23 protein-coding genes are annotated in these 26,914 nt (G+C 71.5%); 14 read left to right on the forward strand and 9 right to left on the reverse strand.

The annotated features are described in order from the left end of the window. Nucleotides 1-59 precede the first annotated feature (59 nt). Nucleotides 60-284: a hypothetical protein gene (locus tag AB0G17_RS19385; protein ID WP_361383713.1), complete on the forward strand. Its 225-nt coding sequence runs from the start codon at nucleotides 60-62 to the stop codon at nucleotides 282-284. Between the two features lie 12 nt (nucleotides 285-296). On the opposite strand, the gene AB0G17_RS19390 is transcribed toward AB0G17_RS19385, so the two are convergent. Continuing rightward, nucleotides 297-1,511 carry a beta-eliminating lyase-related protein gene (locus AB0G17_RS19390; RefSeq protein WP_361383716.1) on the reverse strand — a complete coding sequence of 405 codons (1,215 nt, stop codon included), beginning with the start codon at nucleotides 1,509-1,511 and terminating at the stop codon, nucleotides 297-299. Nucleotides 1,512-1,628: 117 nt separating this feature from the next. On the opposite strand from AB0G17_RS19390, the gene AB0G17_RS19395 reads away from it, so the two are divergent. The 10 genes from AB0G17_RS19395 (at nucleotide 1,629) to AB0G17_RS19440 (ending at nucleotide 9,860) form a co-directional block, all read left to right on the forward strand. Next, the gene (locus AB0G17_RS19395) at nucleotides 1,629-2,528 is read left to right on the forward strand and encodes a DUF2520 domain-containing protein (protein ID WP_361383719.1); all 900 of its coding nucleotides are present in this window, start codon (nucleotides 1,629-1,631) and stop codon (nucleotides 2,526-2,528) included. Continuing rightward, nucleotides 2,525-3,511, forward strand: a complete 987-nt coding sequence (gene panC / locus AB0G17_RS19400; RefSeq protein WP_361383722.1) for a pantoate--beta-alanine ligase — start codon at nucleotides 2,525-2,527, stop codon at nucleotides 3,509-3,511. The genes AB0G17_RS19395 and panC overlap by 4 nt, the downstream gene beginning before the upstream one ends. After that, nucleotides 3,508-5,232, forward strand: coding sequence for an L-aspartate oxidase (locus AB0G17_RS19405; protein WP_361383725.1), 1,725 nt, complete (start codon nucleotides 3,508-3,510; stop codon nucleotides 5,230-5,232). The genes panC and AB0G17_RS19405 overlap by 4 nt, the downstream gene beginning before the upstream one ends. 2 nt (nucleotides 5,233-5,234) lie before the next feature. Continuing rightward, the gene (gene nadC / locus AB0G17_RS19410) at nucleotides 5,235-6,257 is read left to right on the forward strand and encodes a carboxylating nicotinate-nucleotide diphosphorylase (RefSeq protein ID WP_361383728.1); all 1,023 of its coding nucleotides are present in this window, start codon (nucleotides 5,235-5,237) and stop codon (nucleotides 6,255-6,257) included. Next, on the forward strand, nucleotides 6,248-7,054 hold the full coding sequence (locus AB0G17_RS19415) for a type III pantothenate kinase (RefSeq protein WP_361383731.1): 807 nt from the start codon (nucleotides 6,248-6,250) through the stop codon (nucleotides 7,052-7,054). The genes nadC and AB0G17_RS19415 overlap by 10 nt, the downstream gene beginning before the upstream one ends. 322 nt (nucleotides 7,055-7,376) lie before the next feature. Beyond that, nucleotides 7,377-7,973, forward strand: coding sequence for a hypothetical protein (locus AB0G17_RS19420; RefSeq protein WP_361383734.1), 597 nt, complete (start codon nucleotides 7,377-7,379; stop codon nucleotides 7,971-7,973). Nucleotides 7,974-7,987: 14 nt separating this feature from the next. Beyond that, nucleotides 7,988-8,167, forward strand: a complete 180-nt coding sequence (locus tag AB0G17_RS19425; protein WP_361383737.1) for a hypothetical protein — start codon at nucleotides 7,988-7,990, stop codon at nucleotides 8,165-8,167. 181 nt (nucleotides 8,168-8,348) lie between these two features. Beyond that, nucleotides 8,349-8,840 (forward strand): BlaI/MecI/CopY family transcriptional regulator, encoded by a 492-nt coding sequence (locus AB0G17_RS19430; protein WP_361383740.1) that lies wholly within the window; start codon nucleotides 8,349-8,351, stop codon nucleotides 8,838-8,840. Nucleotides 8,841-8,849: 9 nt separating this feature from the next. Continuing rightward, nucleotides 8,850-9,371: an amino-acid N-acetyltransferase gene (locus tag AB0G17_RS19435; RefSeq protein ID WP_361383743.1), complete on the forward strand. Its 522-nt coding sequence runs from the start codon at nucleotides 8,850-8,852 to the stop codon at nucleotides 9,369-9,371. Between the two features lie 153 nt (nucleotides 9,372-9,524). Continuing rightward, nucleotides 9,525-9,860 (forward strand): Lsr2 family protein, encoded by a 336-nt coding sequence (locus AB0G17_RS19440; RefSeq protein WP_361383746.1) that lies wholly within the window; start codon nucleotides 9,525-9,527, stop codon nucleotides 9,858-9,860. On the opposite strand, the gene AB0G17_RS19445 is transcribed toward AB0G17_RS19440, so the two are convergent. Further along, complete coding sequence (locus tag AB0G17_RS19445; protein ID WP_361383749.1) at nucleotides 9,839-10,486, reverse strand: SCO3374 family protein; 648 nt, start codon at nucleotides 10,484-10,486, stop codon at nucleotides 9,839-9,841. The two genes, AB0G17_RS19440 and AB0G17_RS19445, sit on opposite strands and share 22 nt — an antisense overlap. Before the next feature lie 450 nt (nucleotides 10,487-10,936). Here AB0G17_RS19445 and AB0G17_RS19450 point away from each other — a divergent pair, with 450 nt between their 5' ends. Continuing rightward, on the forward strand, nucleotides 10,937-13,462 hold the full coding sequence (locus AB0G17_RS19450; protein ID WP_283142224.1) for an ATP-dependent Clp protease ATP-binding subunit: 2,526 nt from the start codon (nucleotides 10,937-10,939) through the stop codon (nucleotides 13,460-13,462). A gap of 87 nt (nucleotides 13,463-13,549) precedes the next feature. Here AB0G17_RS19450 and AB0G17_RS19455 read toward each other — a convergent pair whose 3' ends face one another. Then, the gene (locus tag AB0G17_RS19455) at nucleotides 13,550-16,657 is read right to left on the reverse strand and encodes an NACHT domain-containing protein (RefSeq protein WP_361383754.1); all 3,108 of its coding nucleotides are present in this window, start codon (nucleotides 16,655-16,657) and stop codon (nucleotides 13,550-13,552) included. Next, nucleotides 16,654-19,887: an NACHT domain-containing protein gene (locus AB0G17_RS19460; RefSeq protein ID WP_361383757.1), complete on the reverse strand. Its 3,234-nt coding sequence runs from the start codon at nucleotides 19,885-19,887 to the stop codon at nucleotides 16,654-16,656. The genes AB0G17_RS19455 and AB0G17_RS19460 overlap by 4 nt, the downstream gene beginning before the upstream one ends. A 396-nt stretch (nucleotides 19,888-20,283) precedes the next feature. On the opposite strand from AB0G17_RS19460, the gene AB0G17_RS19465 reads away from it, so the two are divergent. Then, the gene (locus AB0G17_RS19465; RefSeq protein ID WP_361383760.1) at nucleotides 20,284-20,946 is read left to right on the forward strand and encodes a M23 family metallopeptidase; all 663 of its coding nucleotides are present in this window, start codon (nucleotides 20,284-20,286) and stop codon (nucleotides 20,944-20,946) included. Between the two features lie 19 nt (nucleotides 20,947-20,965). On the opposite strand, the gene AB0G17_RS19470 is transcribed toward AB0G17_RS19465, so the two are convergent. Further along, nucleotides 20,966-21,523 (reverse strand): helix-turn-helix domain-containing protein, encoded by a 558-nt coding sequence (locus tag AB0G17_RS19470; RefSeq protein ID WP_361383763.1) that lies wholly within the window; start codon nucleotides 21,521-21,523, stop codon nucleotides 20,966-20,968. A gap of 110 nt (nucleotides 21,524-21,633) precedes the next feature. Here AB0G17_RS19470 and AB0G17_RS19475 point away from each other — a divergent pair, with 110 nt between their 5' ends. Beyond that, nucleotides 21,634-23,343, forward strand: a complete 1,710-nt coding sequence (locus AB0G17_RS19475) for an MDR family MFS transporter (protein ID WP_361383766.1) — start codon at nucleotides 21,634-21,636, stop codon at nucleotides 23,341-23,343. 93 nt (nucleotides 23,344-23,436) lie between these two features. Here AB0G17_RS19475 and cseC read toward each other — a convergent pair whose 3' ends face one another. Genes cseC through AB0G17_RS19495 form a run of 4 tightly spaced genes read right to left on the reverse strand, consistent with a single transcriptional unit; the run spans nucleotide 23,437 to nucleotide 26,768 of the window. Beyond that, nucleotides 23,437-24,747 carry a two-component system sensor histidine kinase CseC gene (gene cseC, locus AB0G17_RS19480; RefSeq protein ID WP_361383769.1) on the reverse strand — a complete coding sequence of 437 codons (1,311 nt, stop codon included), beginning with the start codon at nucleotides 24,745-24,747 and terminating at the stop codon, nucleotides 23,437-23,439. Nucleotides 24,748-24,754: 7 nt separating this feature from the next. Continuing rightward, nucleotides 24,755-25,459, reverse strand: coding sequence for a two-component system response regulator CseB (gene cseB / locus AB0G17_RS19485; RefSeq protein WP_361383772.1), 705 nt, complete (start codon nucleotides 25,457-25,459; stop codon nucleotides 24,755-24,757). A 56-nt stretch (nucleotides 25,460-25,515) separates the two neighbouring features. Further along, entirely contained in the window at nucleotides 25,516-26,118 is a 603-nt protein-coding gene (locus tag AB0G17_RS19490) for a hypothetical protein (RefSeq protein WP_361383775.1), read from the reverse strand. Nucleotides 26,119-26,159: 41 nt separating this feature from the next. Then, nucleotides 26,160-26,768 (reverse strand): SigE family RNA polymerase sigma factor, encoded by a 609-nt coding sequence (locus tag AB0G17_RS19495; protein ID WP_361383778.1) that lies wholly within the window; start codon nucleotides 26,766-26,768, stop codon nucleotides 26,160-26,162. Nucleotides 26,769-26,914 lie beyond the last annotated feature (146 nt).

Raw genomic sequence — 26,914 nt, forward strand, 5'->3', positions numbered from 1 at the left:
ATTTGACGCCGCTGGTCAATCGGCGCGACGGACGGCCCGGACGGGCGCAGCCTGGATGCATGGACGCCATTCAGCAGCACATGCTCGACACCTACCGCGCCGCCCGACTCCAGGAGCCGGCGCCCCCGCTGCCGGGTACGCACGACGTGCGCACCCTGCGCGAACTGCGTGACTACCGGCGCTTCGAAGCGGTTGTGCACGGCCACCTCGCCACCGGCCGGCTGCGCGCCGCCCTCGGCCGCCTCCTGCCCTCGCCCCGCCGCCGCACCCCCGCCTGCCGCTGATCCCCCCGGGCCCTACCCCAGCCTCCGGACGAACTCCGCCACCGCGTCCCGTACGTCCTCCGCCGACCACTCAAGGCCCGGCTCCGTCACCGTCAACTCCGAGTACGAGAGCCCGGGCGGGCCCGCGGGCGCGGGGAACCAGCGGCGGAAGAGCGTCACGCCCGTCTCCTCGGACTGGCCGAGCCCGGCGTCGTCGAGGGCGTCCGCCTCGTACGGAAGCCACACGTGGAACTGGTGGGTGTGCGGCGCCTGGGGGTTGATCCGGAACCACGGCACCCCCGCCTTGGTGAAGCCCTCCGCCAGTCCTTCGGCCACCACGCGCGCGTGGGCGACGTACGAGGGGAGCTTCGGCAGCACCCGGTCGAGCCCGACCAGCGCCGACAGGGCCGCCGGATACTGCTGGAAGAGCTGGCCCCCGTACCGGTGGCGCCAGGTGCGGGCCTCGTCGACCAGCGACTCGGGCCCGACGAGGGCGGCACCCGACAGACCCTCCAGGGTCTTGTAGTACGACACGTAGACGCTGTCCGCGAGCCGTGCGATCTCCTCCAGCGGGCGGCCGAAGTGCACGGCGCACTCCCACAGCCGCGCGCCGTCGAAGTGCACCACCGCGTCCCGCTCCCGGGCCGCCTCGACGACGTCGGTCAGCTCCTGCCAGGTGGGCAGGACGAACCCCGCGTCGCGCAGCGGCAGTTCCAGCATCAGCGTGCCGAACGGCTCCTCGAAGTCCCGTACCTCCTCGGCCGTGGGCAGCCGGGGCTCGGTCGTCGGGTGGACCGTGCGCAGGCCGCTGACCGTGCCGAAGGCGCGCCGCTCGTGCACCTCGGGGTGGGCGAGGGGGTGCAGCGCCACCGTCGCGTTCCCGGTGCGCCCGGCCCAGGCCCGCATCGCGGCCTGCTGGGCCATGGTGCCGGTCGGGAAGAAGGCCGCCGCCGGGAAGCCGAGCACGTCGGCGGTGCGCCGCTCCAGCTCGGCGACCGGGCCGTCGCCGTAGAAGTCCGGCATCTCGGTGGTGTCGTAGACGGCGCGCGCGTCGGCGGCGAGGGTGGTCAGCCGCTCGCCCATGCTGAACTCGCCCGGCATCCGGCACAGGGTCCGCTCCGAGGCGCGCCACGCCGCGATCCTGCGCCGGCGCGCGTCCTGATCGCCGCCGTGCCCGCTCGGGGCGCCCTCGCCCGGATCGTTCCCGGCCGGGTCCTGCCCGTCTTCCAGACCTCGCTGATCTTCCATGGTCCGATCATCACCCACAGCCTGTGGACAGACACACGGGTCTGTCGAAACCTGGGCGTAGCATGACGGGGAAATCGTCCGGTACCCCTCGCGGACTGGAACGGAAGGCCCCGCCGCGTGAACGCACAACCAGAGACCCGCCCAGCCCGCCTCACCGTCGGCGTCGTCGGTGCCGGCCGGGTCGGCCCCGCCCTCGCCGCCGCGCTGAAGCTCGCCGGACACCGCCCGGTGGCCGTCTCCGGCGTGTCCGACGCCTCCGTGCGCCGGGCCGCCGCCCTGCTGCCGGACGTGCCCCTGGTGCCGCCCGCCGAGGTGCTGGCCGCCGCCGACCTGGTGCTGCTCACCGTCCCTGACGACGCCCTGCCGGGCCTGGTGGAGGGCCTCGCCGAGACCGGCGCCGTCCGCCCCGGCCAGCTGCTCGTGCACACCTCCGGGCGGTACGGGACGGACGTGCTCGCGCCCGCCACGCGCGCGGGGGCGCTGCCGCTGGCCCTGCACCCCGCGATGACGTTCACCGGGACCGGCGTCGACGTCCAGCGCCTGGCCGGCTGCTCGTTCGGCGTCACCGCGCCCGAGGAGCTGCGGCTCGCCGCCGAGGCGCTGGTCATCGAGATGGGCGGCGAGCCGGAGTGGATCGAGGAGCAGAACCGCCCGCTCTACCACGCGGCCCTCGCCCTGGGCGCCAACCACCTCGTCACCCTGGTGGCCCAGTCCATGGAGCTGCTGCGCCTGGCGGGCGTCACCGCCCCCGACCGGATGCTCGGCCCGCTCCTGGGAGCGGCGCTCGACAACGCGCTGCGCTCCGGCGACGCGGCCCTGACCGGCCCGGTCGCGCGCGGGGACGCGGGCACGGTCGCGGCGCACGTCGCCGAGCTGCGCAAGCACGCCCCCGGCGCGGTCGCCGGATACCTCGCCATGGCCCGTACGACCGCCGACCGGGCGCTCGCCCACGGCCTGCTGAAGCCCGAGCTCGCCGAGGACCTGCTGGGCGTGCTCGCGGACGGAGAGAACCGATGACCCTTCTGGTCCGCACCGCCGCCGAGCTGGCCGCCCTGGAGCGCACCGGCCGCCGCGCCGTCGTCATGACCATGGGCGCCCTGCACGAGGGGCACGCCACCCTGGTGCGCACCGCGCGCGAGAACGTCGGCCCCGGCGGCCAGGTCGTCGTCACCGTCTTCGTCAACCCGCTGCAGTTCGGCGCGGGCGAGGACCTCGACCGGTATCCGCGCACCCTGGACGCCGACGTCGAGCTGGCCGGGCGGGCGGGCGCCGACGCCGTGTTCGCGCCCTCCGTGGACGAGGTCTACCCCGGCGGCGAGCCGCAGGTGCGCATCACCGCGGGCCCCATGGGCGAGCGCCTCGAAGGCGCCTCCCGCCCCGGCCACTTCGACGGCATGCTCACCGTCGTCGCCAAGCTGCTCCACCTCACCGCCCCCGACCTCGCGCTGTTCGGGCAGAAGGACGCCCAGCAGCTGGCGCTGATCCGGCGCATGGCGCGCGACCTCAACTTCCCCGTGGAGATCGTCGGTGTGCCCACGGTCCGCGAGGCCGACGGGCTCGCCCTCTCCAGCCGCAACCGCTACCTCTCGCCGGCCGACCGCACCACCGCGCTCGCGCTGTCGCGCGCGCTGTTCGCGGCCCGCGACCGGCTGATGGCCGAGCACGCGCTCCACGCGCGCGCGGCCGCCACCCACGCCTCCTCCGGGCGCGCCCAGGCGCTCTCCCGGCTCGGCGAGGCCCGCGCGGCCGCCGACGCGTACGCGGTCGAGGCGGCCGGCCCGTCCCCCGCGGTCGTGCACGCCGCCGCCCAGAGCGTCCTGGACGAGGCCGCCAAGGCCCAGCCGCCGCTGGCCCTGGACTATCTGGCGCTGGTCGACCCGGCGACGTTCGACGAGGCCGGGGACGGCTTCGCCGGTGAGGCGGTCCTCGCGGTCGCCGCGCGCGTCGGCACCACCCGCCTGATCGACAACATCCCGCTGAACTTCGGAGCCCCCGCATGACCAGGACGACCGACGGTCTGCCCCGGACCGGCATACGGCTGGACGCGCCCGCCCCCGGCTGGGCCATCGACGCGGACGTCGTGGTCGTCGGCTCGGGCGTGGCGGGCCTGACCGCGGCGCTGCGCTGCACGGCCGCCGGGCTCACCACCGTGGTGGTGACCAAGGCGCGGCTCGACGACGGCTCGACGCGCTGGGCGCAGGGCGGCATCGCGGCCGCCCTCGGCGAGGGCGACACCCCCGAACAGCACCTGGACGACACGCTGGTGGCGGGCGCGGGCCTGTGCGACGAGAGCGCGGTGCGCACCCTGGTCACCGAGGGCCCGGACGCGGTGCGGCGCCTCATCGCCACCGGCGCCCACTTCGACACCGACGACTCCGGCACGATCTCGCTGACCCGCGAGGGCGGCCACCACCGCCGCCGCATCGCCCACGCGGGCGGCGACGCCACCGGCGCCGAGATCTCCCGCGCGCTGGTCGAGGCCGTCCGCGAGCGGGCCGTACGGACCATCGAGAACGCGCTCGTCCTCGACCTCCTGAGGGACGACGAAGGCCGCACCGCGGGCATCACCCTGCACGTCATGGGCGAGGGCCAGCACGACGGCGTGGGGGCCGTCCACGCCCCCGCCGTGGTGCTCGCCACCGGCGGCATGGGCCAGGTCTTCTCGGCCACCACCAACCCGGCGGTCTCCACCGGCGACGGCGTCGCCCTGGCGCTGCGGGCCGGCGCCGAGATCTCCGACCTGGAGTTCGTCCAGTTCCACCCGACCGTGCTCTTCCTCGGCGCCGACTCCGAGGGCCAGCAGCCGCTGGTCTCCGAGGCGGTACGGGGAGAGGGCGCCCACCTCGTCGACGCCTCCGGCACCCGCTTCATGCTCGGCCAGCACGAACTGGCCGAGCTGGCGCCGCGCGACATCGTCGCCAAGGCGATCACCGGCCAGATGCTGGCCCACGGCACCCTGCACATGTACCTGGACGCACGGCACTTCGGCGCCGAGATGTGGGAGCAGCGCTTCCCCACCATCCTGGCCGCCTGCCGCGCCCACGGCATCGACCCGGTCACCGAGCCCATCCCGGTCGCCCCGGCCGCCCACTACGCCTCCGGCGGCGTGCGCACCGACCTGCACGGCCGCACCACGGTCCCGGGCCTGTACGCGTGCGGCGAGGTCGCCTGTACCGGCGTCCACGGCGCCAACCGGCTCGCCTCCAACTCCCTGCTGGAGGGCCTGGTCTTCGCCGAGCGCATCGCGGCCGACATCGCGGCGGGCGGCCCCGCGCGCGTGGACAGCGCCCCCGGTGAGGTCCCCGACTCCGCGCCCACCTGCCCGCTGCTCGTCCCCGAGGCCCGCATCCAGATCCAGCGGATCATGACCAACGGCGCGGGCGTACTGCGCTCCGCCGAGAGCCTCGCCGGGGCCGCCGCCCGCCTGGAAGCGATCCGGGCCGACGCCGACGGGCCCGACGAGCGCAAGTCCGCCGAGCCCGGCGTGGAGGCGTGGGAGACCACCAACCTGCTGCTGGTCGCGCGCGTGCTGGTCGCCGCCGCGGCGGCCCGCGAGGAGACCCGCGGCTGCCACTGGCGCGAGGACCGGCCCGACCGGGACGACGAGGACTGGCGCCGCCACCTCGTCGTACGGGTGACGCCGGACCGTACGCTCGACGTCCGCCGTACCGATTCCGCAGACTTCCCCCCGACAGTCGCCGACGCCCCCAGGGAGCCGTAACCGTGAGCACCCCCGACGAACACCGTCCCGAGCCGGTGGACGTACCGCTGATCCAGATCGGCGTCCCCGCGAGCGGAGGCGGCTGCGGCGACGACTGCGGCTGCGGCGACGAGGACGTGTACGAGTGCGGCCTGGACCCCGCGCTGGCCGCGCTGCTCGCCGAGTCGGGCCTGGACCCCGTCCAGGTCGAGGACATCGCGCACGTCGCCATCGAGGAGGACCTCGACGGCGGCGTGGACGTGACGACCGCGGCGACCGTCCCCGAGGACGCCGTCGCCACCGGCGACTTCACCGCGCGCGAGGCCGGTACGGTCGCGGGCCTGCGGGTCGCCGAGGCGATCCTGTCGATCGTGTGCACCGAGGAGTTCGAGGTCGAGCGGCACGTCGCCGACGGCGACCGCGTCGAGGCGGGCCAGAAGCTGCTGAGCGTCACCACGCGCACCCGCGACCTGCTCACCGGCGAGCGCAGCGCGCTGAACATCCTGTGCCGCCTGTCCGGCATCGCGACCGCCACGCGCGCGTGGGCGGACGCGCTGGAGGGCACGCGCGCGAAGGTGCGCGACACCCGCAAGACGACGCCGGGGCTGCGCGCCCTGGAGAAGTACGCGGTGCGCTGCGGCGGCGGCGTCAACCACCGCATGTCGCTCTCCGACGCGGCGCTCGTCAAGGACAACCACGTGGTGGCCGCGGGCGGCGTCGCCGAGGCCTTCAAGGCCGTACGGGAGATGTTCCCGGAGGTGGCGATCGAGGTCGAGGTCGACACGCTGGAGCAGGTCGGGGAGGTCCTGGAGGCGGGCGCGGACCTGATCCTGCTGGACAACTTCACGCCCGAGCAGACCGCGAAGGCCGTCGAACTCGTCGCCGGGCGCGCCTTCCTGGAGTCCTCGGGCCGCCTGACCCTCGACACCGCGGCGGCGTACGCGGCGACGGGCGTCGACTACCTGGCGGTCGGCGCGCTGACGCACTCCTCCCCGATCCTCGACATCGGACTCGATCTGCGCGAGGCGAGTAACCGATGCTGCTGACGATCGACGTAGGCAACACGCACACGGTCCTCGGCCTGTTCGACGGCGAGGAGGTCGTCGAGCACTGGCGCATCTCCACCGACTCGCGCCGCACCGCGGACGAGATGGCGGTCCTGCTCAACGGTCTGATGGGCATGCACCCGCTGCTCGGGGCGGAGCTGGGCGACAACATCGAGGGCATCGCGATCTGTTCGACGGTGCCGTCGGTCCTGCACGAGCTGCGCGAGGTGACCCGCCGCTACTACGGCGACGTCCCGGCGGTCCTGGTCGAGCCCGGCATCAAGACCGGTGTGCCGATCCTGATGGACAACCCCAAGGAGGTCGGCGCGGACCGCATCATCAACGCGGTCGCGGCGGTCGAGCTGTACGGGGGTCCGGCGATCGTCGTCGACTTCGGCACGGCGACGACGTTCGACGCGGTGAGCGCGCGCGGCGAGTACGCGGGCGGCGTGATCGCCCCCGGCATCGAGATCTCGGTCGAGGCGCTCGGCGTCAAGGGTGCGCAGCTCCGCAAGATCGAACTTGCCCGGCCGCGGGCGGTGATCGGCAAGAACACCGTCGAGGCGATGCAAGCGGGGATCGTGTACGGGTTCGCGGGGCAGGTCGACGGGGTCGTGACCCGCATGGCCCGCGAGCTGGTGGGCCCCGGGGGCGACCCGTCCGACGTGACGGTGATCGCGACGGGTGGGCTCGCGCCGATGGTTCTGGGCGAGGCACACGTGATCGACGAACACGAGCCGTGGCTGACGCTGATCGGGCTGCGCCTGGTATACGAACGCAACATCGCCCGCCTGTAGCGGCGGCTCTCCCGGGGGTTACGCCCCCCCCGGGGGCTCCGCCCCAGCCCAAGCGGACCCGCACCCGACCGACAGCCGTGCTTTCAGGGGCGCGGGGAACTGCGCGACCAGCCCCCACCGGGCCGCAGCCGAACAGATGGGGGCCGGGGGCGTAGCCCCCGGGAGACGGGCTCAGCCATCGCCCGGCCGCCCGCCCGAGGGCTTTCGGGAAGGGGCGGGGTGGGGAAAGCACAACTCGCCCACCCAACCCCCATTAAACGGATTTTGTCCATTTACGACGTATTGTCGGGTCATGCCCACGCCTTACGGATCCCGCGGCGGAATGGCGTTCAGCGCAGACGAGCTGCGTGTGCTCCGACGCGCCCTCGCCGTCGCCCTCCACCCTGCCCAACTCGCGGACACGGACGTCCAGGACTGCCTCCGGCTCGCCGGCTCCGTGGACGAGGCCGTCCGCGAGGCGAACCGGCTGCGCGCCTTTCTGCTGGCCGATCTCGTCCGCTACCGCACTGCCCTGCCCGGCTCCGCCCCGGGCTATCTGGAGCTGCTCCAGGACGCCCTGGCGGCCGGTTACGACCCGACGCCGGACGACCTCGCCGCACTGCGCGGGCTGCGCGCCCTGCCGGTCGCCGCGGTGCTGCTCGAACGGTGTCGGCGGCTGGCCGAGCACTCCGTACGGGCGCGGCTCGCCGCCGTGACCCCAGGGCCGCGCACCCGCCTGCTCGCCCTGCCCGGCGGACGCGCCGCCGACCGGGAAGCCAAGCCGGGAGCGAAACCGCAGCCCAGCCCCAAGTCCGAGCCCGCACCCGCCCGGCCGCAGCCCCAGGCGCCCCGCCCGGACCGCCCCATTCCCACCCCCGGCGAGGTGTTCCCGCCGCGCCGCAAGCCCCTGCCCCCGCCCGCCGCCCGCGCCGTCGGGTAGCTACCCTGGTCGGCATGGACTACGTTTCCGCGCTCGTTCCCCCCGTGGTGATGGCCGTCTTCTTCATCGGGCTCATCGTGACGATCGTCAAGAGCCAGGGCGGCCCCAACAAGGGCAAGGAGGACGCGGCCGTGGACGCCGCGCTCGCCCGCGCCGAGGCCGTCCAGCAGCGGCCGACCACCGGCCAGGCCTGACCGGGGCGGCTCCGGCCGCACGGCGCACCGCGGCTCCGGCCGTACGGCGCACCGCGGCTCCGGCCGCACGGCGCACCGCACGCGTCAAGGGCGCGCGACCCCTATAGGGGCGCGCGCTCTTTTTGCTGTTCACCACCGTAAATAACCAGCCATTCAGGACATCTCCCACTATGGTGCAGATGTGCCTCGCCAATTGGGAGAGCTGGAAGACGCCGTCATGACGCGCGTCTGGCAGTGGAACCGTCCGGTCACCGTCCGGGAAGTCCTGGAAGACCTTCAGCAGGAACGGTCCATCGCGTACACGACCGTGATGACCGTAATGGACAATCTCCATCAGAAGGGCTGGGTCCGCCGGGAAGTCGACGGCCGTGCCTATCGATATACCGCGGTCTCCACCCGGGCCGCCTACGCGGCCGCACTGATGAACGAAGCGTGGTCGCAGAGTGACAACCCAGCCGCTGCACTGGTCGCCTTCTTCGGCATGATGTCGCCCGAGCAGCGCGAGTCCCTGCGCGATGCCGTACGGATGGTGGGACCGCCCGAGGACTACCCGGATCCGGTCGATCCGGCCGATCCGACCGGCTCCCCGGAACAGAGCCCACAAGGCGCGGAGCCCGCGGAACGCGAGGGGCCCGCAGAACCCGATGAGCCCCGGGGCGGCGCGGGGCGATAGCGTCCGGTCATGTCTTATGCCCCCGCAAATGCCGTCACCGTCCGCCGGGCCAGGACCAGCGATGTCCCGGCGGTCCGCCGCCTTCTCGACGCGTACGTCGGCGCGGGGATCCTGCTCGACAAAGCGACCGTGACCCTTTACGAGGACATCCAGGAGTTCTGGGTCGCGGAACGCGACTCGGATGCCCGGGTGGTCGGCTGCGGCGCTCTGCACGTGATGTGGGAAGACCTCGCCGAAGTGCGCACTCTCGCGGTGGACCGCGAGTTCAAGGGCGCCGGAGTGGGGCATCTGGTACTGGGGAAGCTGCTCCAGACCGCCCGCTGGCTCGGGATCCGCAGGGTTTTCTGCCTCACCTTCGAAGTGGACTTCTTCGCGAAGCACGGCTTCACCGAGATCGGCGAGACTCCGGTCGACACTGATGTCTACAGCGAGCTGCTGCGCTCGTATGACGAGGGTGTCGCCGAGTTCCTGGGTCTCGAACGAGTGAAGCCGAACACCTTGGGCAACAGTCGGATGCTTCTGCACCTGTGATCGCGGGAACCGGCGGAACCCGACGGAGCCCTATGTCCGAATCGCGTACGTTTCCCGCTCTGCAAGGTACCTGAACCTCTGCCGGGGGTTTGTGTTTTCCAGGCAAAAGCGGTTTCCTTTCCGCGTACTGCATTTTCGATGAAAGGAAATCCGGTGGCACAGAAGGTTCAGGTCCTTCTTGTCGATGACCTCGACGGCGGCGAGGCGGACGAGACCGTGACGTTCGCTCTCGACGGCAAGACCTACGAGATCGACCTCACCACCGCCAACGCGGACAAGCTCCGGGGTCTGCTCGACCCGTACACCAAGAGCGGCCGACGCACCGGTGGTCGCGCCGCCGGTGGCCGGGGCAAGGCCCGCGGTGCCGCGACGGGCAGCCAGGACACCGCCCAGATCCGCAAGTGGGCCAAGGAAGCGGGCTACAACGTGAACGACCGCGGACGCGTCCCGGCCGATATCCGTGAGGCCTACGAGAAGGCGAACGGCTGAGTTCCCGCGTTACCCGACCTCTTCGCGCCGGCCCCCCGCGGGGCGAGCGCGGAGCCGGTTACCGATTTCGTGGGGAACAACCGGGCCCGGTGGCATTCCGTCGCCGCCGCGTCCACCAGCCGGACGAGGTCGGGGGTGCCCCCACCGCCCCCGCCGCCCCTGGATCCGGCGAATCCGGTGAAAGCCGGAAGGGTTGCTTCCACCTCGCACCCCGGCTCGGGAGGCCGCAGCCACACGGCGGTCTCCCGCGAGCCGTCCCGATCGGGCGGCACGCTCCGGCCGGGCGGTACGGGAGCGGTGATCCGGCCGTCGGCGCCGACGGCCGACAGGTCCAGGTCCACCCCGCCCCACTCCAGCCAGTCGAGCAGCCCCGGCAGCTCCTCCGCGCTGCCGGCGGCCACCAGGAACCGCATCCGGCGCCCCATGAGGGCGACCGGGCCGGTGCGCCCGAACCGCCCCAGCAGGGCGGCACCGGCGGGCGCCGGGAGGTCCAGCACGTCGAAGCGCAGCCCCGTCAGGAGCCGCACGGGCGGCCCCGCCAGCACGGCCCAGCCGAGCTCCCGCTCGTACCACTGCGCGAGCGGGCTGCCGAGCGGGGCGCGGGGCGGGGGCACGGTGAGGGCCATGTCCGGAGCAACTCCTAAAACGCCCCGGGGTTACGCAGAGTTTCCGGATGACTGCGTTCCGTTGATGTCATGCGGGCGCGCGGAGTCATTCGGCGGCGCAAGTGTGTTCGCCCGTAGCTGAGGGAACCGGGGCGCGCCGCATGGACTGTCAGTGCTTGCGGGTAAGACATTCCTAGTGGGGAGGGGCGAGAAGCTCGCCGGGCCGTCTCGCGTTCGCCATCGGCGTACTGGAGACAGGGGTATCTGCTTGGCCTGCGGGAACATCGTCTCGCACCATCGAGTTGGAGCAGTTGTCGGCTGTTCGGCAGCAACTTTCCCCGCCTGGGCGGGGGTGATCGGGTCGGATGTCGGCAGTTGGAATGAGCTGTCCCGTCCCACGGGACTAGCATGCGGAAGGACAGGGAGGGGACCGACCCCTTACTGCCCGACCGCTCTGAGGAGCGATTAACGATGTTCGAGAGGTTCACCGACCGCGCGCGGCGGGTTGTCGTCCTGGCTCAGGAAGAAGCCCGGATGCTCAACCACAACTACATCGGCACCGAGCACATTCTCCTGGGCCTGATCCACGAGGGTGAGGGTGTCGCCGCTAAGGCCCTGGAGAGCCTCGGGATTTCTCTTGAGGCGGTCCGCCAGCAGGTGGAGGAGATCATCGGCCAGGGCCAGCAGGCCCCGTCCGGTCACATCCCCTTCACACCGCGTGCCAAGAAGGTCCTGGAGCTGTCGCTCCGCGAGGCCCTCCAGCTCGGCCACAACTACATCGGCACCGAGCACATCCTGCTCGGCCTGATCCGCGAGGGCGAGGGCGTCGCCGCCCAGGTCCTCGTGAAGCTGGGCGCCGATCTCAACCGGGTGAGGCAGCAGGTCATCCAGCTGCTCTCCGGCTACCAGGGCAAGGAAGCCGCCACCGCGGGCGGCCCGGCCGAGGGCACGCCTTCGACCTCCCTCGTCCTCGACCAGTTCGGCCGGAACCTCACCCAGGCCGCTCGTGAGTCCAAGCTCGACCCGGTCATCGGGCGCGAGAAGGAGATCGAGCGGGTCATGCAGGTGCTGTCCCGCCGTACCAAGAACAACCCGGTGCTCATCGGCGAGCCCGGCGTCGGCAAGACCGCCGTCGTCGAGGGCCTGGCCCAGGCGATCGTCAAGGGCGAGGTCCCCGAGACCCTCAAGGACAAGCACCTCTACACGCTTGACCTGGGTGCCCTGGTCGCCGGCTCGCGCTACCGCGGTGACTTCGAGGAGCGCCTGAAGAAGGTCCTCAAGGAGATCCGCACCCGCGGCGACATCATCCTGTTCATCGACGAGCTGCACACGCTGGTCGGTGCGGGCGCCGCCGAGGGCGCGATCGACGCGGCCTCCATCCTCAAGCCGATGCTGGCGCGAGGTGAGCTCCAGACCATCGGCGCCACCACGCTCGACGAGTACCGCAAGCACCTGGAGAAGGACGCGGCCCTTGAGCGCCGCTTCCAGCCCATCCAGGTCGCCGAGCCGTCGCTGCCGCACACCATCGAGATCCTCAAGGGTCTGCGCGACCGCTACGAGGCCCACCACCGCGTCTCGATCACGGACGAGGCCCTCGTCCAGGCCGCGACGCTGGCCGACCGGTACATCTCGGACCGCTTCCTCCCGGACAAGGCGATCGACCTGATCGACGAGGCCGGCTCCCGGATGCGCATCCGCCGGATGACCGCGCCGCCGGACCTCCGCGAGTTCGACGAGAAGATCGCGGGCGTGCGCCGCGACAAGGAGTCGGCCATCGACTCCCAGGACTTCGAGAAGGCGGCCTCTCTCCGCGACAAGGAGAAGCAGCTGCTCGCTGCGAAGGCCAAGCGCGAGAAGGAGTGGAAGGCCGGCGACATGGACGTCGTCGCCGAGGTCGACGGCGAGCTCATCGCCGAGGTCCTCGCGACCGCGACCGGCATTCCCGTCTTCAAGCTCACCGAGGAGGAGTCCTCGCGGCTGCTCCGCATGGAAGACGAGCTCCACAAGCGCGTCATCGGCCAGAAGGACGCCATCAAGGCGCTCTCCCAGGCGATCCGGCGCACCCGTGCGGGTCTGAAGGACCCGAAGCGCCCCGGTGGCTCGTTCATCTTCGCCGGCCCGTCCGGCGTCGGTAAGACCGAGCTGTCCAAGACGCTCGCCGAATTCCTCTTCGGCGACGAGGACGCGCTGATCTCCCTCGACATGTCGGAGTTCAGCGAGAAGCACACGGTCTCGCGCCTCTTCGGCTCCCCGCCCGGATACGTGGGTTACGAAGAGGGCGGCCAGCTGACCGAGAAGGTCCGCCGGAAGCCGTTCTCCGTCGTCCTCTTCGACGAGGTCGAAAAGGCCCACCCGGACATCTTCAATTCCCTGCTCCAGATCCTGGAGGACGGTCGCCTGACCGACTCCCAGGGCCGGGTCGTCGACTTCAAGAACACGGTCATCATCATGACCACGAACCTCGGCACCCGGGACATCTCCAAGGGCTTCAACCTGGGCTTCGCCGCCCAGGGCGATGTGAAGACCGGCTACGAGCGCATGAAGGCCAAGGTCAACGAGGAGCTGAAGCAGCACTTCCGCCCCGAGTTCCTGAACCGTGTCGACGACACGGTGGTCTTCCACCAGCTCACCGAGGAAGACATCATCCAGATCGTCGACCTCATGATCGCCAAGGTGGACGAGCGCCTGAAGGACCGCGACATGGGCATCGAGCTCAGCGCGGACGCCAAGTCGCTCCTGGCGAAGAAGGGCTACGACCCGATCATGGGTGCCCGCCCGCTGCGCCGCACCATCCAGCGCGAGATCGAGGACATCCTCTCGGAGAAGATCCTCTTCGGCGAGCTGCGCCCGGGCCACATCGTGGTCGTCGACACGGAGGGCGAGGGCGAGGCGAAGAAGTTCACCTTCCGAGGCGAGGAGAAGTCCGCGCTGCCGGACGTCCCGCCGATCGAGCAGGCGGCCGGCGGCGCCGGCCCGAACCTGAGCAAGGAGGCGTAGCCTCCGCGGCTCGCCTTGAGGGGCTGCCCCGGCCGTACGGACGCGTTGTCCGTACGGGCCGGGGCAGCCCCTTTTCCGTGCGTACGGTCAGAGGGGCCGGCCGTTCACGGTGACCTTGACTCCGGGGAGGGAGCGGAGGGCTTTCAGCTCTTCACGGTTCGGATGCCGCTGGGCGACATATGTGAGGTCCAGCCTCTCCAGCGAGGGGAACAGCCCGGTCAGGGCCTGACTGTCGCCGAGGTCCTTGAACGCGTGCAGTTGGACGCCGCGGATCGCCGGGCAAGGGGGAGCGCCGAGAAGTACCCGAGGCGACTCGACTTCGAGGCCCAAGGTGTCGAGCCTCGGCATTCTGATCACCTGGGCGAGGAGGCCGAGCAGGTCCGATGTACCGCCCACCGACAACCGCGAGAGGCCCCGCCACTCCTCCAGACCGGTCGGGTCGCCCAGCGCGCTCAGGGACAAGTGCGCTACTCCGGTATGGGGCGGAATCGCTGCCAAGTCGGCGGCTCTCACCCCGTCGAGACGGAGGTAATCGAGCTGAGTGAGCTCGGCAAGGGAGGAGAAGTCCTCCAGGCGGGGGCAGTCGGCAAGAAAGAGCCGCCGGAGTCCATGGACGCCGCGGAGGCAGGAAAGGCTCGACATGGCCCTGTTGGAGCACACGCTCGCGGAGCGCAGAGGCAGGTTGTCCAGGGCGCCCGCGAGCTCCTCGGTCGTGAAGTCCCCCATGATGACCACCTCTTGGGCAGCAGGGATCCCGCGAAGCTCCGCCAACTGCTCTTTCGACGTGACGCCCACCGCGACGCTTTCCCAGGGAATCTGCGAGAGCACTTCGCGCGCGTACGCAGTCGTGGGGTAGCAATCCCATGCGCCCGCGAAATTGCGTGCGGCCACCTGGCTGCGGGTGGCCCAAGCCCGTGCGTAAGGGATGGCCTCGGCCCCGCCGATGCCGCTGATCAGCTGGGCGACAAAGGGAATCGTCGACGTCTGTTCCCCGATGTCATCCGGCGTGGGCAACTCCGCGAGCAGCGGCGGTCCGAGACGGGCCAGCAAAGAGACCATGGAAGGACGCGTCGGCGGCAACAAGGCGGCAATGCTCCGCTTGACTCGTTCAGTGGTCTGCTCGTCGAGCCACGCCGCGTGCTGGGCACACAGCGCGGCCAGTACGTGGACTTCGTCGGCGAGTTTCCCCTTCGCCTTCAGTAACCCGTTGACCAACAGCGGCAGTTGACTCCGCCCGCAATGCCCCGCCGCCAGCAGAATCACGTCCTGCCACTGTTCCTCCGTGGCGTGCTGGACCAACTCCTTGATGTGGTCGTCCTCGACCAGCTCCTTCGCCGCCAGGAAGTCCTGGAACGTGCGGTGCGTGAACTGGTAGACGTCGCTGCCGCGTTCCTGGAGCAGCCCGCTGCGGTTGAGGAGGTGGCGCAGGACCGCCTCCGGAGGGCCCTGTTCCCGTACGCGCGGCATGCCCGGCAGGGCCCGCAGGATCTGGAGCTCGGCGTGGTGCGACGTGAACTCCGTCTGCCCCTCCCGCACCAGCCACACCGCGATCCGCTGGAGGAACTGCGTGGCCTCCTCCACCGTGAGGGTGATCCGCTCCGGCTCGCCCACCTTGCGGCGCTCGTCGCGGTTGCCGAGGAGCATGCGCAGGGCCGACTGGTACAGGTCCCAGCGGGTCTTCGGCAGGAAGCCCTGGCGCAGGCGGTGCAGGGCGCAGATGACCGCGCAGAGCAGGGGCGTACGGGCGAGGGCGGCCAGCGTCGCGTTGGTGCGGAACTGGTGGGCGAGGTCCCGCTCCAGCTCGTCCAGCGGCTCGTCCGGGTCGCTGTCCAGCCGGGCCGCCCGGTGCCAGGCGGCCACGAACGCCTGGATGTCCTCGTCCCGCATCGGCAGCAGCCGCAGCTCCTCGAACTCCGCGCGCCGCAGCCACCCCGGCTCCACCGCGAGCGGGCGTACGGTCACCACGCACCGCACCCTCGGATAGCGCTCCAGAAGGCCGGAGAGCCAGCGGTGGGCCTCCTCGCGGTCGTCCTGCGGGACCTCGTCGAGCCCGTCCACGAGCAGCATCGCCCGCCCGGTCTTCAGGACCCGCGTCGCCCAGCCGTCGGGCACCTCGTCGACCACCAGGCGTGCGGCGTACGGGAGCTGGCCGGGCAGCGGGTACGCGCCGCCCTGGGCGCGCAGGGTGCGCAGCGGCACCACGAACGGCACCAGACCGTTCAGATCGGCCAGTTGGGGCCCGAGCGTGCCCGCCGCCGCGTGCGCGGCCAGCCACCACACCAGGGTCGTCTTGCCCGCGCCCGCCTCGCCCCGCAGCAGGACGCGCGGGCGGGAGGTGAGCAGCGCGTCGATGCGCTGGGGCGCCCCGGCGTCGGGAAGGCCCGGCGTCCCAGGCCCCTTCGGCTGCGCCTCCAGACTGAGGTACGCCGTGTCCAGGTCCCACTCCGCGTCGTGCCGGTTCAGCTCGTCGAGCCCGAAGATCCGGATACGGCGGTACTGGGCGCGCAGGGCGTTGGCGTACTCCTCCTCGTACGCGACATCGTCCGCGTATTCGCCGGTCACCTCGGGCCGCGGTGTCACGGGCGCGTCGTACTCGGCGCACCACCTGATGAACTCCCGGTTCGCGGCGAGGGCGGCCACCGGCACGCACTCCACGCGCCGGTGCCCGCGCCCGGGGGGCACCTTGCTGACCAGCCCGACCACCCTGTCGCCCAAGAACACGGGCGCGCCGGAGAGCCCGGCGAGCGGGGAGCTGCCGTCGTGCCGCTCGCTCGCGGGCGGGCGGTCGAACTCGAAGGTCAGCGTCCGGCGCAGGCTGCCCGCGACGGGCAGGACGGTCCCGGTGAACTGGTCGAGGTCCAGCCGGAAGCCGTCGTACCGCTGAACGTCCGGGAACCCGATGATCTCGCAGTGCGGGAGCGGCCGCTGGGAGGCGACCACGCCGAGCCGCGCACTGGCGAACTGGGAGAACCGCCACTCCGGCCCGCACCGCAGCAGCGCGACATCGAGGTCCGTGTCCTGCCACACCAGATGGCAGATGTCCTCGCCGTGCAGGCCCGGCAGCGCGACCCTCGACACCTCGTCGAGGCCGAGATGCGCGCAGGTCAACACAAGCCCGGGGCCGATCAGTACGCCCGTGCCCTGCATCGCGCCGAAGACGGCCACGACATGGCGGGAGTGCTGTAGGGCGCTCACGACACCCTCTCCCCGCCGCAGAACACCTCGACGCCGTGCGGGAGTCGGTCCATTCCGATCACCGGGCGGCCGGGGGGGACATGGATCTGGAGGAGCGTCGGCGGGGCCGCGAGCTGACTCACGTCGGACTCCCTCCGGCGGTCCTGGAGGTTCAGGACGTGCAGGCGCGGGAAGACCTCCGCGAGCCGGGCGAGGGCGGTCGTCGACAGGTCGTGGTGCGTCAGGTCGTCCGTCAAAGAGAGCTGGAACACGGACGGCAGGGCGAGCCCGGTGGGAGCGGCGGCCAGGGATGCGCCCGTCACTTGCAAGGTGCGCAGCCGGGGGATACGGGCCACGTCCATCCACTCCTCGGCGCCATCGGGGCTGCTCAACAGGCCGAGGTGGAGACCGGTCACGGCCGTGGTGCGGTCGGCCAGGCCGCGAAAGCCGGTCGCCGTCACCCCGCTGACGTCGAGCGTCTCCAGCGGTGCGTCCGTCGGGAGGGAGTCCGGTGACCAGGTCGGCAGGCCGCCGTGCAGGACGAACGAGCGGAGGTGGCGCAGCGTCCTGAGGGGGCTCAGGTCCGCGTTGCCGATCCAGCGCAGCGAAAGGCTCGTCAGCGGCTTGTCACGCAGAGCCGAGAGGTCCGTCAGCCGTCCGCAGCCTTCCACGCTCAGGTCCGTGAGCGGATGCGGACCCGCCAGGAACGACAGGTCCTCCAGGGCGGAGTTCAACAGGAGCCGCACCCGGGTGAGCGAGGCCTCGGCCGCGTACGTCCGCAGAGCCTCCGCCGAGACGTCGCCGCGCACCTCCAGCTGCGGCCGGGTGCCGAGTGCCCGCAGCGCGCGCAGCTGCTCGTCGGAGGTGACCGTGAAGAGGATGTCCTCGGGGTCGACCCTGGCGACGACCTCGTCCGCGTACTGCTGGGTGTCGAACCGGCCCCAGGACCAGACGAGCTGCGCCCTCACCTGGCGTGAGGGGTGGCGGACGAAGCGGGCCAGGAACGCGATGGCTCGCTCCGACTCGACATGCGAGGCGGCGGTGACCACCAGTACGGCCGTGGCGGCGTCCAGCCCCTCGGGCCCCGGCAGCAGATCCAGCAGCATCGGCCCCGCCGCCGCCAGCGCCCGCGCGTCCGTCAGGTCGCGTGGCGGGATCAGCGCGGCCGTCCGCCGCTCGACCTCCGCCCGTACGTCCGAGGCGAGTTCGGCCGCGTGTTCCAGGCAGGTCGCGGCGAGCAGATGGACCCGCGTCCGTACGTCCGGATCGGCATGCGAGTCGCCGTACTTCAGCAGCTCCCCGAACAGCTCCACGCGCTCGCGCGGGCGCGCGTGGGCGACGGCCATGCGGATGACGTCCTCCCACTGGTCGTCGGCGGAGTGGGCGACGAGGAGGCCGAGGTCGCCGGCCTCGACGGCCGCCCGCGCGCCCAGGTAGTCCTGGAAGGTGCGGTGGATGAAGTCGACGGTGCCGGGGGCCGGTTCGCGCAGCAGGCCGCTGCGGTGCAGGAAGTGCTCGAAGACGGCCCGCGCGTCGCCGATCTCGGCCAGCTCCGGTACGGAGGGGAGCAGCTCCGCGATGACCGTCTCGGCGCGGGTGCGGTCCATCTCGGTGCGGCCGTTGCGGATCAGCCAATACGCGAGCTGCTGGAGCAGCTGGATCTGCGGCTCCTGACGGCGCTCGGGCACCCGCATGTCGCGCTCGCGGTCGCGGCGGATCAGCAGCATGGAGAGCGCCGCGTCGTACAGGTCCTTGCGGCCGTACGGCAGGAAGCCGCGCCGGTCGCGGTGGAGGGCGCAGATCAGGCCGCACATCAGCGGGTTGGTGGCCAGCCGGCCCAGGTCCGGCTTGGCCCGCACGGCTTCGAGGAGCTGGCTCTCGTACGCGGTGAGCTCGGGGTCGTCGTCCGGACCGGTGCGCGCCGCCGTGTGCCAGCGCCGGACGAACGCCGCCACGTCCGCCGGCCTCATCGGGCAGAGCGTGAGCTCGGTGAAGTCCTCGTCGCCGAGCCAGTCCTCGCCGACCGCCGAGGGGCGCGAGGTGACCAGCCAGCGGTTGCCGGGATAGGCGTCGACCAGGTCGCTCAGCCAGGCGCGGGCGTGGGCGCGTTCGGAGTCGGGGATCTCGTCGATGCCGTCGACCAGGAGCAGACCGCGCCCGTCCTCCAGGACCCTGGCCTCCCAGCCCGGCGGCTGCTCGCCCGCCAGCGGGGAGCCGACGGCGGCCAGGAAGTCCTTGGGCGCGGGCAGCCGGGCGCCGTGGCGGGTGAGGGTGCGCAGCGGCAGGACGTACGGAACGCGGTCGTAGAGGTACGCGGCCTCGTGGTCGAGGTCGTCGCGCGCGGCGGACAGGGCGAGCCACTGGACGAGCGTGGTCTTGCCGGAACCGGCCTCGCCGCGCAGCAGTACGCGCTCGTGCTCGGCGAGTACGCGGTCGGCGGGGCGGGGGGCGAAGTCCTCGCCGGGGCTTACGGGGGCTATGTCGAGCGCGGCGCCCGGCACCGGCGCGCCCTCGTCGCGCGGGCGCCATGGCCCGGGGGCCGCGCGCCCCACCACCTCCAGCCGCAGATAGGCGGCGTCCAGCGGCCACTTGCGCGGCGAGTTGGCGAGATCGATCCCGTAGATCGTCAACTTGCCGTGCTTCTTGGCGAGATGCGCGAGATAACGGGCCTCGAACGCTCCGTCCTCCGCGCCGGGCCTCGGCGTACGCGCGATCAGCTCATCAACGCGCGCGATGAGTTCGCTCTGCCGTCGGCTCTGCTCGACCAGCGTGGCGGGCACGAAGGTGGAGCGCTGGGTGAAGAAGTTCAGGACGTGCAGACAGGTGGTGTCGAGCAGGCGCTCGTAGAAGTGGGTGGCGTCGGCGGAGAGGTGGCGTTCGGGGTGGTCGCCCGCGCGGCGCAGCTCGCGGGCGAGTTCGTGGTGGCCCAGGGCGACCGCCTGGGCGTCGCTGAGGGTGAGGTCGCCCAGGGCGTACAGGGTCCGGGCGAGCGCGTCGGCCACGGCCCGCTCCTCGTCGGCCGGGACCGGCCGTTCGCCGGACCGCAGGGCGGCCCTGACCAGCTTGGCGGTGAGGGCGCGCAGATCCGCCTGCCCGAGCGTGCGCTTCTCGCCCCGGAAGGAGACGTACGACGAGATCCGGACCGGGCGGTCGGCCAGGCCGGCGCCTGCGGGCTCGGCGGTGAACAGCCTGCGGATCAGTGGGGTGACGACGGCGGACGCGACTTTGACGGCGAGAAGTCCGGTTTCCACGACGCGTCAGCGTAGCCCTGGGGAGGGACCTTGGTCCCGAAAAGGCCGGACTTGGGTCCTGCCGGACAGGCGCGCCCGGTGACAAGGCGCACAGGGGGCAGCGGCCCTACTACGACGGATAGCAGCCCATGAGCCAAGCACTGGCCGAATTCCGCCGCTGATCGTTACGTCTTTCGTTAGTAGATGGGCGGTTTGTCACGAGGTGGGGGTGCGGGTTACCAAGGGATGCAGCCCGGCGCGCGGCTCGTGTGCCGGGCCTGTTCCTGCCCTGTTCCTGCCCTGTTCCTGCCCTGTTCCTGCCCTGCTCCTGCATGGCCCCCTGCATGGCCCCCTGCATGGCCCCCCTGTCGGGCCCTGCCGTCTCGTCCCTGTCGTCCATCCGGAGGATGTCCCCGCATGTCCCAGCGCCACGCTTCCCGTACCCACCGCCCGACCGTCCTCCGTCTCTGCGCCGCCGCCGTGGGCGCGGGCCTGGGAGTGACGGCCCTGCTGGGTGCCGGGACGGCCGTCGCGGCCGACAAGGCGGGGGCCCCGGGCCTGGCCGGTGCGGCCGCTTCCATCGCGGCGCAGGCCGACGCGCAGGCCAAGGCGGCGACGCAGGCCAAGGCGGCAGCCAAGAACGCGGCGGCCAAGAAGGCCGTGTCGTGGGTGGACCCCGTGGACTCGTACAAGCTCAGCGCGACCTTCGGCACCGGCGGTTCGATGTGGGCGCACAAGCACTCCGGCCAGGACTTCGCGGTGCCGGTCGGCACCCCGGTCAAGGCCGTGCACGCGGGCACCGTGGTCAAGGCCGGCCCCAACGGCGGCGGCGACGGCCCGGCGTACGGCAACGCGATCGTGATCCGGCACGCCGACAGCACGTACTCGCAGTACGCGCACCTGTCGCGGATCGACGTCCACATCGGGCAGAAGATCTCCACCGACCAGCGGATCGCGCTCTCCGGCAACACCGGCAACTCCAGCGGCCCGCACCTGCACTTCGAGATCCGTACGACGGCGAACTACGGCTCGGCGGTGAACCCGGTCGCGTTCCTGCGCACGGCGGGCGTCACGGTCTGACGGTCGCTCCACCGGGGGGTCACTGGCCGCTGTGGGCCTGAGTGACAAGATCGATGGCGACTTCGAGGATGGCCTTGCGCTTCTCCTCGGGGTCGCCTTCGAGGTCCTTGAGGGCGTGCATGCCGACGTGCATGGAGAAGAGCGCGGTGAAGCAGCGGATCTGGTCGGTCAGGGGCGCGCCCGGGTCCTTGATCAGCTCGACCATCGCGAGGACACGGTCCTTGAAGTTCTCGCCGATGGACAGCTCGCGGACGGTGGCCTGGTTCTCCTGCATGAAGCGGAAGAGCGGGGCGGCACTCGTCAGGGCCTCGCTGTAACGTCGCAGAACCTCGATCTTGGATTCCAAGGTCTGAGGCTGCGTCCTGCCCCATTCGAGAAGTTCATCCATCGGCCGGGTGAGGTCCTCGAAGAGGCTCACCAGGATGTCTTCCTTGGTTTTGAAGTGGTAGTAGAGCGCGGCCTTGGTGACGTCGAGCCGCTCCGCGATCTCGCGCAACGACGTCTTCTCGTACCCCTGCTCGCCGAACAGCTCCAGGGCCACATCCTGGATGCGCTGACGGGTGTTGCCTCTGGCCATCGAGCTCTCCTGAAAACTTACTTGACGCCCGGCTAGTAGGGGGTCTACTTTCCCCAGTGTAGTAGTAACTAGCCGGGCGGCAAGTAAGTGTGGGGCAGGGAGTGGGAGAGATGGCACAACAAACTCAGCCGGAGGCCGGTGCGGCCGCGGCTCCAGAGGCGGGGCCGAAGCAGCGCAGCGTCCGTGTGGTGCTGATGGCCCTGATGATCGCGATGCTCCTCGCGATGCTCGACAACATGATCGTCGGCACCGCGATGCCGACCATCGTCGGTGACCTGGGCGGCATGGCCCACCTGTCCTGGGTGGTCACGGCGTACACGCTGGCCACCGCTGCCTCCACGCCCATCTGGGGCAAGCTCGGCGACATGTACGGCCGCAAGGGCGCGTTCCTCACCTCCATAGTCGTCTTCCTGGCGGGCTCCGCGCTGAGCGGCATGGCGCAGGGCATGGGCCAGCTGATCGGCTTCCGGGCGATCCAGGGCCTGGGTGCCGGCGGTCTGATCGTCGGGGTCATGGCAATCATCGGTGAGCTGATTCCGCCGCGGGAGCGGGGCAAGTACCAGGGCATGATGGCCGGTGTCATGGGCATCGCCATGATCGGCGGCCCGCTGGTCGGCGGCTCCATCACCGACCACCTCGGCTGGCGCTGGTCCTTCTACATCAACCTGCCGCTCGGCGCGGTCGCGCTCGCGATGGTCACGGCGGTCCTCCACCTCCCGAAGAAGATGTCCAAGCCGAAGATCGACTACCTCGGTACGGTGCTGCTGACCGTCGGCATCACCGCGATCGTGCTGGTCACCACGTGGGGCGGGACGGAGTACGCCTGGGGTTCGGCCCGGATCATGGAGCTGATCGCGCTGGGCGTCGCGTCCCTGGTCGGCTTCCTCTTCGTCGAGACGAAGGCGGCGGAGCCGATCGTGCCGCTGCACATCTTCCGCAGCCGCAACTTCTCGCTCATGGCGACGATCGCGTTCATCACGGGGTTCGTGATGTTCGGGGCGGTGCTGTTCCTTCCGCTGTACCAGCAGTCGGTGCAGGGCGCCTCGGCGACGAACTCGGGTCTGCTGCTGCTCCCCATGCTCCTGTCGATGACGATCGTCTCCCTCTTCGCGGGCCGCGTCACGACTTCCACGGGCCGCTACAAGGCGTTCCCGATCGTCGGTAGCATCCTCATGGTGGCGGGCCTCTACCTGCTGTCCACGATGGACACGGGCACCACGCGGCTGACCTCCGGCCTGTACATGGCGGTCCTCGGCGCGGGCATGGGCTGCCTGCTCCAGATCACGATGCTGGTGGCGCAGAACAGCGTCGAGATGAAGGACATGGGCGTCGGCTCCTCGACGAGCACGCTGGCCCGTACGCTCGGCTCCTCCTTCGGCGTGGCCATCATGGGCGCGCTCTTCAACAGCCGGGTCCAGGACGAGATGAGCGCGCGGGGCGGGGCCGGGGTCACCCAGCAGTCCGCCCAGCTCGACGCGGCGAGCCTGGCGAAGCTGCCGGTGCAGCTGCGGGAGGCGTACCAGCACGCGGTGTCGTCCGGCACGCACGGGGCGTTCGTGCTGGGGGCGGCGGTCGCGCTCGGCGCGGTGGTGGCTTCGCTGTTCGTGAAGGAGGTACCGCTGCGGGGGGCCGGGCCGAAGGGCGCGGACGCGGAGCCGGGTGCGGGTTCGGCCCCGGCCCAGGGCGCGGGCTCGGCCTCGGCTTCGGCTTCGGCGGAGGCGGCTGGTGACTCGGCCTCGGCTTCGGCGGAGGCGGCTGGTGACTCGGCCCCGGCCGACGCGGAGACGCCTGCGCCGCCGACGGTACGCGAACGGGTCTGACCCGCTCCCGCTCCCTCTCAGCCCGAAGGCCCCTGGGATCTGTCTCCCCGGGGGCCTTCGCGGTGGGCGGGGGTTGTTTCCCCAGCCCGCCCCCTACCCCTGCGGCGGCAGCACCGGGAAGCTCCCCGTCGCCGTCGGGGCGTGTTCGGGGAGCCAGAGGACCGCGATCGCGCCGCCGGGGGCGGACGCGCCCGCTCCCTCCGGCGCCGCGTTGCGGAACGTCAGGCGCGCGCCCAGTACCCGCGCCTGGCCCGCCGCGATCGTCAGGCCCAGCCCGTGGCCGTGGCCCGCGCGGTCGCTGCTGCCGGTGCGGAAGCGGCTCGGGCCCTCCCGCAGCAGGGCCTCCGGGAACCCGGGACCGTGGTCGCGGACCCGCACCACGCGGCCCTCCACCGTGACCTCCACCGGCCCCGCCCCGTGCTTCGCCGCGTTCCCCAGCAGATTCCCCAGGATCCGCTCCAGGCGGCGGGGATCCGTGTTCACCCAGGACTCGTGCACCACCCGGACCGTGACATCCGGGTCAAGCAGCGCCACCCGCCGGCTCACGAACTCGCCGAGCGCGATCTCCTGGAGCTCCGCCCGCTCGGACGCGCTGTCCAGCCGGGCCACCTCCAGCACGTCCTCCACCAGCGTCCGCATCGCCTGAGCCCGGTTGCGTACGAGCTCGGTGGGACGCCCCGGCGGCAGCAGCTCGGCCGCCGTGAGCAGCCCCGTCACCGGCGTACGCAACTCGTGCGCGATGTCCGCCGTCACCCGGCGCTCCGCCTCCAGCCGCTCCTGCAGCGCGTCCGTCAGCGCGTCCACCGCCCGCGCCAGCTCGTCCGTCTCGTCGCGCACGACCCCGCCGATCGCGTCCCGTACGCGTACGTCCGTATGCCCCTCGGCCACCTTCGTCGCCGCCGCCGCGGCCTTCCGCAGCCGCCGTGAGATCTGGCCGCCGATCAGGATGCCCAGCGCACACCCGCCGAACACGACAGCGACCGACCCGATGACGAGCGCCCGGTCCAGATCCGAGATGACGTTCGAGCTGCGGTCGGTGAACGTGCTGTGCAGGGACAGGACATCGCCGTTGCCCACCGGCACGGCCGCCCAGATGTCCGGCACGCCGTTCTTCGGCTCCTGCACGGACGTGGCCTTGTGGCCCCGGTCCGTCTTGGCCTTCAGATCGGCGGGCAGCGCCGGGTCGTTGAGCTTCGCGCCGAACCGCGTCTGCTTGCTCGTCTCGTAGATGCGCTGCGCGAACAGCACACGGTCGAGCTGCAGGTCGCGCGCGTTGTCCAGCATCGAGACCCGCGCCGCGTTGTGCACGACGAGGCTGAGCGCCATCACGGTCAGCGCACCGACCGCGGTGATGGCGATACTGATCTTCCAGCGGACGCCCGTCCGCAAGGCGGGCCGCCTCACTCGCCCCTCACGCCTTCAGTTTGTAGCCGAAGCCACGCACGGTCTCGATCCGGTCCTGCCCGATCTTCGTCCGCAGCCGCTGCACATGGACGTCCACCACGCGCGTGTCACCGCCCCACCCGTAGTCCCACACCCGCTCAAGGAGCTTGTCGCGGGAGAGCACGGTACCGGGGGCCGAGGAGAACTCCAGAAGCAGCCGCATCTCGGTCGGCGTCAGGGCGACCGTCTCGCCGCCCTTGCGGACCTCCATGCCCTCGGTGTCGACCTCCAGGTCGCCAAAGGCGAGCACCCCGCCCTCGGACTCGCCGTCCGGCTCGGCCGCGCCCGCGCCGGACCCGCCCGCGTGCCCGAAGCGCCGCAGCACCGCACGGATCCGGGCGACGAGCACGGCTCCGTCGAACGGCTTGGTCACGTAGTCGTCCGCGCCCGCCTCCAGGCCGAGCACCACGTCGATCGAGTCCGCGCGCGCGGACAGCATGATCACGGGAACGGTCGACTCGTCGCGGATACGGCGGCACAGGCTCACCCCGTCCAGCCCCGGCAGCATCACGTCGAGCAGCGCGATGTCCGGCTGGTCGGCGCGGAAGGCCTCCAGGCCGGAGAGCCCGTCGGGCATGGCGGTCACGGTGAAGCCGTCGCGCTCCAGCGCGAGCTGGGTGGCTTCACGGATGACGTCGTCGTCCTCGACGAACAGGACATGGGTCTCGGCCATCGTGCTGCTCTCAGTTCCTCGGCTTGCGCTTGCGCTCTTACGTAACGGGTCGGCGGTCAGGGCGACGGCGGCACGGGCGCCTCGGTGCCCTCGTCATTGCCGACCGCCTTGCTGAAGTCGTTCTCCACCTGGTCGTGCTTGGCGAACTTCGTACCCGCCCAGCGGTAGGTCGTCACGATCTCACTGGAGGCGAACGCCGGCTTGTCGCCCTTGGCGTACATCTGCCGGGTCACCACCAGATCGCCCCGGTCGATCTCCGCATAGACCGGCGCCTCCTCGGAGGTGAAGACATTGTTGTACGAGGAGCCGTCCTCGCGATACACATACGAGCCGAGCCCCACGGCATCTCCGCAGGTCATCACGTTCACCACGACGTCCTGGCCGCCGCCGCCGGTGATGTGGCCGTACGAGACGTCGATCGGGTACTCGTCCTTCACACAGGGCTTGAGATCCGCCTTCACGCGCTCGCTGACCTTGGGATCCGCCTTGAGCAGCCGTACGGCGTTGATCTTCTTGAAGGGTGCCTCGGCCGTCGCGGTCGGCGTCGCGGAGGCACGGCCGGCGACCTTGTCGGTGTGCGCCTCGCCCTCGTCACGCGTCCCGGTGCCGCCCGTCGAGCATCCCGCCGTGAGCAGGCCGAAGGCGGCGAGCCCGGCCATCGCCGTGGTTCCCGCCGCCAGTACGCCCCCTCTGCCTCTGCCTAGGCCGCGCACCGCTCCCGCCCCTTTTCGTCGCGTTCGTTGCGGCCGGCCCGGCGGTCGGCCTGACGGCCCACCCGGCCGCCACGTCCATCAGCGTTGCCGAGAGCGTGGAAGTCAAGCTCGCGGCTCTCCAGCTCCTGCCGGAGCCGGGCCAGCGCCCGGTGCAGCGTGCTCTTGACGGTACCCGCCGACATCCCGAGGGCCGCGGCGGTCTCCTCCGTGCTCATCTGCTCCCAGTGTCGCAGCACCACGACGCTGCGCTGCTTGGGTGCCAGGACTTTCAGTACGTCCATCAGCAGGGCGCGGTCGGCGCGCTGCTCGGAGCCGTCCTCGATGCGCGCGTCCGGCAGCTGCTCGGTGGGCACCTCTTCGAGCTTGCGGGCGCGCCACCACTCGGTCCGCGTGTTGATCATCACGCGGCGCAGGTACGCGTCGGCGAGCGTCTTGTCGGCGATGCCGTCCCAGCGGCCGTACGTACGCGCCAGGGCGGTCTGCAGCAGGTCCTGCGCGTCGACCGGGTCCGGAACGAGCCGCCGGGCGCTGCGCAGCAGGGCCTCCTGCCGGGTGCGTACGTACTCTTCGAACTCGAGCACCTCGCCGTGCGCCATACCCAACCGCCTCCGTCCCCGTGACTTTCCTGCCTGTCCCACTTGCCTGACTGAAGCTACGGAGCCGTTGTCACGGGCCTGTGCGGAGCAGCCGTCGGGAGGCGCACGGTGAGCCATCGGTTGTGTAACAGCGGAGGTTTGACCCG

Source organism: Streptomyces sp. NPDC023838, from assembly GCF_040639555.1.
Taxonomy (GTDB): Bacteria; Actinomycetota; Actinomycetes; order Streptomycetales; family Streptomycetaceae; genus Streptomyces.